The 8,577-nt window shown below is 66.6% G+C and carries 9 protein-coding genes and 2 pseudogenes; 3 read left to right on the forward strand and 8 right to left on the reverse strand.

The features are described from left to right. Positions 1-7 precede the first annotated feature (7 nt). From AC0KVN_RS18070 to AC0KVN_RS18105, 8 genes are all read right to left on the reverse strand, one after another. Positions 8-1,753: an asparagine synthase-related protein gene (locus tag AC0KVN_RS18070; protein WP_483656246.1), complete on the reverse strand. Its 1,746-nt coding sequence runs from the start codon at positions 1,751-1,753 to the stop codon at positions 8-10. Further along, positions 1,750-2,412, reverse strand: a complete 663-nt coding sequence (locus tag AC0KVN_RS18075; RefSeq protein WP_048939334.1) for a lasso peptide biosynthesis B2 protein — start codon at positions 2,410-2,412, stop codon at positions 1,750-1,752. Before AC0KVN_RS18075 ends, AC0KVN_RS18070 begins: the two co-directional genes overlap by 4 nt. Before the next feature lie 106 nt (positions 2,413-2,518). Continuing rightward, positions 2,519-2,653: a benenodin family lasso peptide gene (locus AC0KVN_RS18080; RefSeq protein ID WP_017502572.1), complete on the reverse strand. Its 135-nt coding sequence runs from the start codon at positions 2,651-2,653 to the stop codon at positions 2,519-2,521. 177 nt (positions 2,654-2,830) lie between these two features. Beyond that, entirely contained in the window at positions 2,831-3,448 is a 618-nt protein-coding gene (locus tag AC0KVN_RS18085) for a GntR family transcriptional regulator (protein ID WP_483656247.1), read from the reverse strand. A 216-nt stretch (positions 3,449-3,664) separates the two neighbouring features. Continuing rightward, the gene (locus AC0KVN_RS18090; protein WP_017502570.1) at positions 3,665-4,093 is read right to left on the reverse strand and encodes a hypothetical protein; all 429 of its coding nucleotides are present in this window, start codon (positions 4,091-4,093) and stop codon (positions 3,665-3,667) included. 193 nt (positions 4,094-4,286) lie between these two features. Beyond that, on the reverse strand, positions 4,287-4,736 hold the full coding sequence (locus AC0KVN_RS18095) for a hypothetical protein (protein ID WP_017502569.1): 450 nt from the start codon (positions 4,734-4,736) through the stop codon (positions 4,287-4,289). Positions 4,737-4,770: 34 nt separating this feature from the next. Next, positions 4,771-4,968 (reverse strand): hypothetical protein, encoded by a 198-nt coding sequence (locus AC0KVN_RS18100; protein WP_038293004.1) that lies wholly within the window; start codon positions 4,966-4,968, stop codon positions 4,771-4,773. 148 nt (positions 4,969-5,116) lie between these two features. Continuing rightward, on the reverse strand, positions 5,117-5,587 hold the full coding sequence (locus tag AC0KVN_RS18105) for a sigma factor-like helix-turn-helix DNA-binding protein (RefSeq protein WP_099232096.1): 471 nt from the start codon (positions 5,585-5,587) through the stop codon (positions 5,117-5,119). Positions 5,588-6,462: 875 nt separating this feature from the next. Between AC0KVN_RS18105 and AC0KVN_RS18110 the strand changes: the two are divergent. The 3 genes and pseudogenes from AC0KVN_RS18110 to AC0KVN_RS18120 form a co-directional block, all read left to right on the forward strand. Then, positions 6,463-6,657 (forward strand): annotated as a pseudogene (locus tag AC0KVN_RS18110) (transcriptional regulator domain-containing protein); the annotation flags it as partial. Positions 6,658-6,694: 37 nt separating this feature from the next. After that, a complete protein-coding gene (locus tag AC0KVN_RS18115) occupies positions 6,695-7,228 on the forward strand; it encodes a DNA -binding domain-containing protein (RefSeq protein WP_017502566.1) in 534 nt (177 codons plus the stop codon). 504 nt (positions 7,229-7,732) lie between these two features. Continuing rightward, positions 7,733-8,524, forward strand: a pseudogene (locus tag AC0KVN_RS18120) (ArdC family protein); the annotation flags it as partial. Positions 8,525-8,577 lie beyond the last annotated feature (53 nt).

Genomic DNA, 8,577 nt, shown 5'->3' on the forward strand with positions numbered 1-8,577 from the left:
AGCAGGGTCAGCCGCGACGGGCAGCGAGCCAGGCTTCGACATCCACGAACCGCATGATCCGCACATAGAGATGATCTCCCGCGTCCGGCGTCGTCGCAAGACTGGCCTCCAGTGCCCGCCGGTCGAGGATCCCGCGCGCGCATAGTTCGCCTTCCAGCAGCATCGCACGGATAGCGGCGAGGTTGCGGAGATAAAGGCTTCGCACGAGGCTGGTGAAACCGCCCTTCGAGGCACGCTGGACGATCCTGGTCGGGAGCTTGGGGGCATAGGCGCGGCGCGCGATCGCCCGGTTCATGCCATCCTCGTACCAGAGCCATGTCGGCTGCCGCAGGCAGGCCTCCATCACCGGCTGCGACAGGAGCGGATAGATAACCGGCATGCCGTCCGCCCCATCGAGATAGTCGACAAGGGCAAGGCCGCGCATGATCGCCGCGACATGCTCGCGCTTTCCGACGGGAAGGTCTGCGAACTCGTTGATCCAGGGATGCGGCGGATGAGACGCGCGGGCCTCGATCAGCCCGGTGGCGAGCAGGCGCTCGTCCCGGGGCCATGTCCAGGCCCGACGGCGGCGCAGATGCTTCTGCAGCGATCGACGGGCGATCAGGAAGGGCGAGCATTCGGTTACCGCGGCGACCTCCATCACCGTGCGCCAATATCCCGCCCCCAGCCCGTGGGCGGCCATCCTGTCGCTTGCCGGCGTCGCCGAGCGCAGGAAGCAGAAGACATTGTCACCGCCGCTGCCATAGGCGATCGCCCTTGCGCGCACGTCATGGGCGACAGCGCTGCCATGCTTGACGAGGCTTTGCGTGAAGGCGCGCGTGGAGGGCCGGGGGCGCTGCGCCGCGCTCGACACGGACAGGGCGACGTCGGCTGGGGAGAGGTCCAATTGATGCGACTGCAGGTCGAGACGCCGGCATACCTCGCTGGCAAATGCGCGTTCGTCGCCGCTCCCTGTGCCGCTTACCAGGGTGATCGCATGGCGCAGGCCGGGGAGCGTCGCGGCGAGCACCGAGGAATCGAGCCCGCCGCTCAATGCCAGCGCCACCGGACCGACCTGCCGCGACCAGTCGCGGCACGCGCTGTCCACCGCCCGTGCGACCTCGTCCTGAGCCTGCGCGAAAGATGGGAGAGGCGCGGCGTCTATGAACTTGGCCGGGCTCCATAGTGCATGATGATAGACGCCCTCGGGCCCGATATGCAGGATCTCGCCTGGCAGAACCTCCTTGATGCCGACAAGGGCGCTCGCGCGTCCCACCAAGTCCGGATAGAGCAGTTCGTCTTCGATGACCGGCCAGTCGATCGCATTGGCACGACCGGTGAGCGCCTCGATGAACGGCAAGTGGGACGCGATCACCAGTTCGCTGCCCCAGCGCCTGTAGTAGCAGGGGCAGCGCGCGGACGGATCGCGATAGATACACACCGCATCCGCTCCCTCGATGCCGGTCCAGGCCACGAAAGCGCCCCACCGCGCTTCGATCGCTTCGAGAAAGGCAGCGGGTGCGGCGTTGGAATCGATGACCCCTATGAACGGGGATCCGCCCGGTACGCGCGAAAAGGCCGGCCCCACTATGTGAATGTCTGCAGGAACGCCGCCGATGCTCTGGGTCGGACCTGCCGCGAACAAGGCGTGAGCGCTCGAGACGGCACAGGGCGCCAGGCCTAGGCGCTCTGCAACCGCATCGACCGCGGTTCGGGCCGGGGCCGGCCGGTCGCGCTCCAGCGTCACCACGCCGAGATAGGCGCCAAGCATCATAGCTGCAGGATCGGCGTGAAGCAGGCGACCCGCTCATGCGTGTCACCCAGGATCATGTCATGGTCCTGGACCCAGCAATGCGCCTCGAACGGGTCGAGGCGCACGCCGAGCACGAGGCGGCAGGCCATGTTTCGCGACCGCAGGAAAAGCAGTAGCGCCATCGAATCGGGGAGGCAGGTGTCGCGCGCCGGAAATAGCTGCCGCGCCCGCACGAACAGCGCGGTTCTGGCTGCTGCCTGGCCTGGCGTCATGGGCACCGACGGGCGGGACTGGAGGCGGCGGGCCCACCGGATGAGGAGGCGCAGGGGAATGAGGCGCACCGCAAGGCGCATGGTGATGATCCGCACGATCGCCGCCCCTGTCGCACCTGTCACAAGGGGTCGGCGCTGTATGTCGGCTGTGGCCGGCGGCGGCGCATCCTGCGCAGGTACCGTGATATGGCTCGGCTCCGCAGGGCGGCCGAAATCCGCGTCGCAAAGGCCGATCCGGGCGAGCGCCTCGAACTGATGGGCGGGGCCATCGGCACGGGCGCCGCTATGTCGCAAGGCGTGGAAGGCCTCGACCAGATGCTGAGGCAATTGGAGGTAGATGTCGCGCGCAACATCGATGACGACGATCCGCCCTCCGACATCGCACCAATTTATGTCCGCGCGGGCCATGATGCATTCTGGCTCCCTGCATGCGGGCGTCGCAGGCAAAGCCTGCCTCGCGCTTTGCGGGTTACGGAGCCTGGCGCATCCCCGGCCGGGAATGCGCCAGGGTAGATCAGTCGTCGAGGATACCGGCAAGGCCCTGGCCGGCAGGCGCATCGACCGTTCCACCGGAGATGCCCTTGGTTTCGACGCTCACCGCGCCGAGTTCGACGACGTCGTCACGGCGGTCTTCGCTGTTGCGTTCCATTTCGTCTACTCCTTGTAGCCGCTGGATTGCGGCACGAGAAGAATAGGATCGGCAGTTTCCGCGTGCGAACTTATATTATGCCGGAATGAGAGTCCTCGGGGCTGGGCGGGCGGGACTATTATCATTAGTATTGAGAATGCTTCATCATTCTGGATGAATATATCAATTGGTGGCTATTCATGGCTGCATTATCATGTGGATCGCGAAACTCGACCGTGCGCGCTCTTGGTGATAGCGGGCCATGGCTCGGCGCGCCGCGCCGATCGGCGCCCTGTCGATCGTGGCGAGGAGCTGCGAGAATTCGCCGACGACATCGGGGAGCAGGCGATGCTCCAGGGCCCGCGCACGTGCCAATGCGTGTGAGGCTGCTGCCACTGCCTGCTCCAGCTCCTCATTTTGCGGGACGGATGCCAGGATGCCGAATAGCCTTTCGGACGCCGCCGCCACTTGTCCCGGCTCTAGGGCCTCATGCTTGAGCGCGCCGAGTCCTTTCCTTGCGCTCTCTGGCAAAGGACGCTCGAGAGTGATCTGGATCAAATGGCCATGCCAGCGATAGAGCCCGGCGAGCCGGTCGGCATCGAGCGGCCGGACGCGAAAGCCCCCGCCCGGAAGCAGAACGACAAGACGCTCGCCCACCAGTCGGTGCAGGGCATCTCGGACGGGTGTAGCGCTCGCGCCGAACTGATCGGTGAGACGGGTGAGCTTGAGCATCGCGCCGGGCGCGAAGGCGCCCCCGACAATTTCATGCCGGATGCGACGATATATATAGTCTGCCGTGATGGGCTCGGGCGCCATCCTACCTCCATTGTGCGCATGGGGACCTCTGCGCCCCGCGCTCCGGTCCGCTGGGCCCCTGCCGGTTTCGCCTCCGCTTGCGGGTATCGGCTTGCCGCGCCGGCTACCCGCCTGCAGGATCGCGCGTGCCGTTCCTGCTGGCGCTGGCCTTGTATCGGGGCATGTCAACGCTGACGCCTCGCCGGAGGCATGCAGGCGCCCGGCAGGGGCTGCGCTCTATGCCGACCTGTCGATCCCGTCGCCCGAGCAAGCACCGCCCCAGATGCTGACGAGTCGGTCAAGTAGCCGGCCAATTTTCGCCCTGCCTTCGCGCGTGAGGCTGACGCGTACATAGCGGTGATCGCGCTGTCGGCGGCTTCGCTCGGCTCCATTTTCCGGGCTCGCGCCGCGGCGGCAGAGGACGAGGCCATCCCGCTCCAGTTCACCGACCTTGCGATGCGCGGTCGACGCCGGCACCTGCGAGGCCAGGCACAAGCTCCAGGCGTGCAGCGTGCGATGCTCGCACTCGGCGAGGTAGAGCTGGGCGAGCATGTCGAGGCGCGGGGTGGATACGAAGTCACTGCCGAGGCAATCACTCGTCGCCTCGCGCATGCTGGCTAGAATCCGGCATGCCTGGGCGCGCAGCTCCTTGTCCGAGCCTGTCATCTGGCAGCCTCCCTATCCTGTCCCTCCCGGACAATGCGCAATCGCCCGTCGCTCCGATATGTCACTCTGGCGCGATCCCGAGCGGTCATGTTCCGGGCCAGGGCGGCGCGGAGGCATGCGATATCGCCCGTTGGACCCTGCCTGCGCCGCGTCACGTTCGCGCCACTGCCTCGTGCCCCGCCGAGGAGCCTCGTCATTGGCCGATCCAGCTCCACGCCGGATCGCGGTGGCCCTGACGTCGGCGTCGATGATGCCGCTCCGTGCCGATGATGAGGAGGAGAAGCATCGGATAGGACAGCTTGCCGACGACCCACCAATAGGCCAGCGGCAGGATGTCGGCGTCGAAGGCACGCGCGGCATGGGCAGCGAGCGCCAGGCACTGGATCGCCGCAACCCAGAGCGGCCAGAAGCGATTCGCCCTCAACGCGATCGCGAGCAGAGCGGCGAGGAGCGCCGCATCGATCCAGACGATCGACCACTGCACATCGCGAAAAGCCAAGGCCCCCTGCATGTTCGTAAGGCTCGTTGCAATCGTGGCGACCAGCATCGCCGCTGCCGCGAGACGCTCGGGGGCGCCGCCGCGCCAGCCGGCGTGGATCGCCAAGACGGTGACCAGCAGGAGGAAGGCCGCGATCGGGGTCATCGATGTCGCGGACGTGCGGGATCATCGCCGCCGCTCATCCATCGGCTCCGGATGGCTCTACGCCGATCGCGCTTGCCGGCGGCTTGAGGACGTCGCCGAACGCTTGCACGTCGATCCCGAGCTTGCGACCAAGCATTTCTAGCATGCGGTGGGCCTCGGCGACCTGTCCGAGCGCGCTCGATGTCAGCAACTGCGCGTTGCTGATGGCGGCCAGGACCTGATGGCCGGCCACGGGGGACAGGTTGCGGCCGACTTGCGCCAGGATCGCGGAAGTCGAAAGCTCGCCGCCTTTGGCAAACAGGGCTTGGAGCAGCTTCTCATAGGCGTGCAGATCGCTGGCGAGGGCGGCGATGCCCGGGCCCGAGGCATGCGGGCCAGATTTATTCGCCAGCGAAGAATCTGGAGAGGACCTCGAGGCCGACGGCCAGCATTCCGAAGCTTGCCGCGGCGGCAAGGACGAGGAGGATGAACCAGAAGAGGCGGTGGATAAGTCCGAGTGCATTGCGATCTACTCCCTTGTGACGAAAGGGAAGCAGCACCTGCCATTCGCCGACCTGCAACCCTTGACCCGGCACTGGGGGATCGCTCGCGCCGATGGCTACCCCCGCCAATTCGCCCCCCGATTTCCCGGGGGGCGTCATATTCTTGCCGCCGAACAGCATTTCGGCCGCCCGGCGTCGGTTGGGCGCGCCCAGGATTGCTACCGCCTCTGAAATATAGGAGTCCACCGTGCCGACGCCGATGCCGAGCTCACCCGCAATCTCCTTGGACGTCCGCAGCTGGAAGACATGCCACAGGCATTCGCGATGGCGGGGGGCAAGCCTGTCGGCAAGGGCTTCAGCCTCCTCCATCACTGCATCGCTCCTTCAAGGACCAGTAGGGGGAGAGGGCGGGCTGCCGCCCGCTCGATGGACGCGGCGTGGGCCGCGAGGATCATCTTGATTGCCGTTCGCACCAGCGTTGCACCTCCCTCCGCTCCATCATGATCGAGCGGCCCGCAGCACCTTTCCCAACGTATCCAATCCCATACCGTTTATGGTCAATTCTGGCCGCAGGGATAGTAGATCGCGAATCTCCGGTTTGCCACCCCGACGCGCGGGGAAGACATATGCCCGCGGCGGATGGCCGATCCGTTTGATCGGTTCGGTCGTGCGCACAGATTGCGTGATTCGCGGCGTCCCCCCCCTATGAATGGCGCTTTGCAATCATGCATCTTTGCGGTGCGGCTTGTTAATACGTCGGACCCGCTCGCCTGCCAGCCCGCAGCGTTCCTGCGCGTTCCCGGGCTACGAGATCCTGAACCTGGCGCTCGCAGTGGCTTATAGACCCGCGCGGCCTCGAGGCGAGGGATGGCTTGGGATTGCTCCGCGGCCCGAGCCCTGGATTTCTTTCATCTCCTTCCCCCTGGCCCCCGCGCCGCCACGCACGCGATGCCCTCTCATTGCTCGACCGGTCGGCCCGCTGGAAATCCCCGCCACGATCTTCGGGGGGTGACCGCCTCGCGCGAAGGCCGCGATGACCAAAGGATGCGCTGTCGTTGCCCGGCCCGGGCACCGCCATCGCCTGGGGCATCGAGATCGACTGCCCTTGCGGAAAGGGGGCATATGCATAGGTCTGGTGATCACCGCTTCGGCTCCCCGAATGTGCGTATCCCTTCCGCATCTCCTCGGCGCCCGCGCCGGGCCCATCCCGTCATGCTGGCGCCTCCGCCGCCTGCCGCCTGGCGATGATAGCCGGGCCGCTGGCTCGCCGTATCGAGGCACTGGTGCGTCGCGGGCGCGCCGGTCTGGCCTGGGAGGTGACGCGGCGCGACCCCGCCTATCGTGCTGACTGGGAGCGCGCGGTCGTCGCTGACAATCTACCATCCGGGCGAGACGACCGCCCGTTGGTCTCGCGCAAGGCTGCCCTGGCGCACCAATGGGGGTTGCACTTTTGCCGAAGATCCAGGGGAGGATTCTATGCAGGTGGTGCCGGTCTGGTCTGCCGTCCTCGATCCGTGCGTCCTGCGCGCCCGGATCGCATCTGGGGAGGCGAATGCGTTCTGTCGCTTCGATGCGCCGGCCCGCCGGGCGCGCAGCATCCCGGGGACAGAAGGCGAGCATATCGCCTTCGACTGCCTGGGGGAGGTGGCGCGGATCGATCTTGTCGGGGAGAGGTTGCCCGCCGAACCAGTGCTGCTGAGCTTCGAAATCATCGCCGACGAGCGGCTTGGCTCGCAGTTGGCCGCGCTCCAGCGGATCTACTTCCATGCCGGGGCGGGCGGGCAGGCGAATCGGCTGCGGCGCCAGCATCTGTCGCTTCTCGCCGCAGATGCACGCGCCGCAGGGGCGAACCTGCGGGACGTCGCCGAGCTTGTCCTGGGGCCAGGCAGCTGGCCCGGAGATGGCGAGCACCGCAAGTCGCTGGTCCGCCGCCTCGTGGCGGCAGGCACCCTGCTATGCCAGAAGGGACCTGCCGCAATCCTGCAATCCTGGCCTGACGGGAATGGCTGAGCGGCGTTGTCGATCTTTTGCTTCGATGGGCCGGGCGTGCATGTCTGCATCTGGTTCTGCGCTGGCGAATTGCCTTTCTGTCCTAAATCTCCAGCCCGGAGGGATGACGGGGCAGCGGAGGCTTCCGTGGAAGGTTCGAGGGGCGCATCGCGTAGGGGCCACGACCGCGCTCCAGGGCTCGCTGCCCTCGCCCCCGAGCCCCTTGCGAGTCTCGGCCTTCGGTGACGATCGCTTGCGCAGGATGATGGTCGCCGCGCGGTTCGCGCGGCGGCGCTTCCTGTTTGCCTCTCCCGGCGTGGCGGGAGTGGCCGGCGCTCCCGGCTAGGCCCGTCGCGGCCAAGGACAACCCCGCCCGCTGCGCTCCTGCGGGGTGCTCCACATCCGTTCCGCCCTTGCGGTGTCCTTACCCGCTGGAGCCGGGCCTCTTGGTCGCATTTCGCCGCCCACCCCCGCCTTTGCGGGGAGGCTTTGTGCCTTTTTTTAGGGTGGCGGAAAGGACAGGCCATGCCGAATTCTTCAAGCCGCAGTGCTGCCCGTGAAGTCGGAAAGGGCGGGAACGGCGAACGCGCTACCCTCTATGACGAGGTGACCACGCGCATCGTCTCGGAACTGGAGGCGGGGCGCTTCCCTTGGGTCCAGCCATGGGGAAAGATCGAAGGGCTGGGCGTCAACGCCGCGCCCGGCCTTCCGCGCAACGCGGTGACGGCCCGGCCTTACTCTGGCGTCAACATCCTGATCCTGTGGTGCGCCGTCATCGAAAACAGCTGGCCTTCGCAAGGCTGGCTGACCTTTCGACAGGCTCGCGAGGCGGGTGGATGCGTCCGCAAGGGTGAGCGCGGCGTAACGGTGGTCTATGCCGATCGCTTCACCCCCAGGGGCGAGGCCGAGCGGGCGACGCGCGATGGCGACGAGCCCCGCGCCATTCCCTTCCTCAAGCGCTTCACCCTCTTCAACGTCGCCCAATGTGATGGGCTGCCCGCAGACCTTGCCGGCGATCCGGTGCGATTGGCCGAGAGCGAGATCGTGCCGGTCGCCCGGCAATTGATCGCCGCTTCGGGCGTCGAGTTTCGCGTGGGCGGGGACAAGGCCTTTTATGCGCCCGGTGCCGACTTCGTCGCCGTCCCGCCGCAGGCCGCCTTCTTCGATCCGGTGAACTGGCACAGGACGGCTTTTCACGAATTGTGTCACGCGACCGGCCACCCCAAGCGGCTGAGCCGGGATATGACCAATCCCTTCGGCAGCAAGGACTATGCCCGCGAGGAACTTATCGCGTTATCTGGACAGTCTGCACCGTGCCTGACGCACCATTGAACGGTATGTTCTTGGTACAACGCAGGGGGGCATCAGGC

This window comes from Sphingobium sp. SG1, assembly GCF_057063145.1.

Coding starts and splice junctions, on each gene's coding strand:
- AC0KVN_RS18115 (WP_017502566.1), top strand. CDS start 6,695: ATGCAGGTGGTGCCGGTCTGGTCTGCCGTCCTCGATCCGTGCGTCCTG.
- AC0KVN_RS18080 (WP_017502572.1), bottom strand. CDS start 2,653: ATGGAACGCAACAGCGAAGACCGCCGTGACGACGTCGTCGAACTCGGC.
- AC0KVN_RS18090 (WP_017502570.1), bottom strand. CDS start 4,093: ATGACAGGCTCGGACAAGGAGCTGCGCGCCCAGGCATGCCGGATTCTA.
- AC0KVN_RS18105 (WP_099232096.1), bottom strand. CDS start 5,587: ATGGAGGAGGCTGAAGCCCTTGCCGACAGGCTTGCCCCCCGCCATCGC.
- AC0KVN_RS18085 (WP_483656247.1), bottom strand. CDS start 3,448: ATGGCGCCCGAGCCCATCACGGCAGACTATATATATCGTCGCATCCGG.
- AC0KVN_RS18095 (WP_017502569.1), bottom strand. CDS start 4,736: ATGACCCCGATCGCGGCCTTCCTCCTGCTGGTCACCGTCTTGGCGATC.
- AC0KVN_RS18070 (WP_483656246.1), bottom strand. CDS start 1,753: ATGATGCTTGGCGCCTATCTCGGCGTGGTGACGCTGGAGCGCGACCGG.
- AC0KVN_RS18075 (WP_048939334.1), bottom strand. CDS start 2,412: ATGGCCCGCGCGGACATAAATTGGTGCGATGTCGGAGGGCGGATCGTC.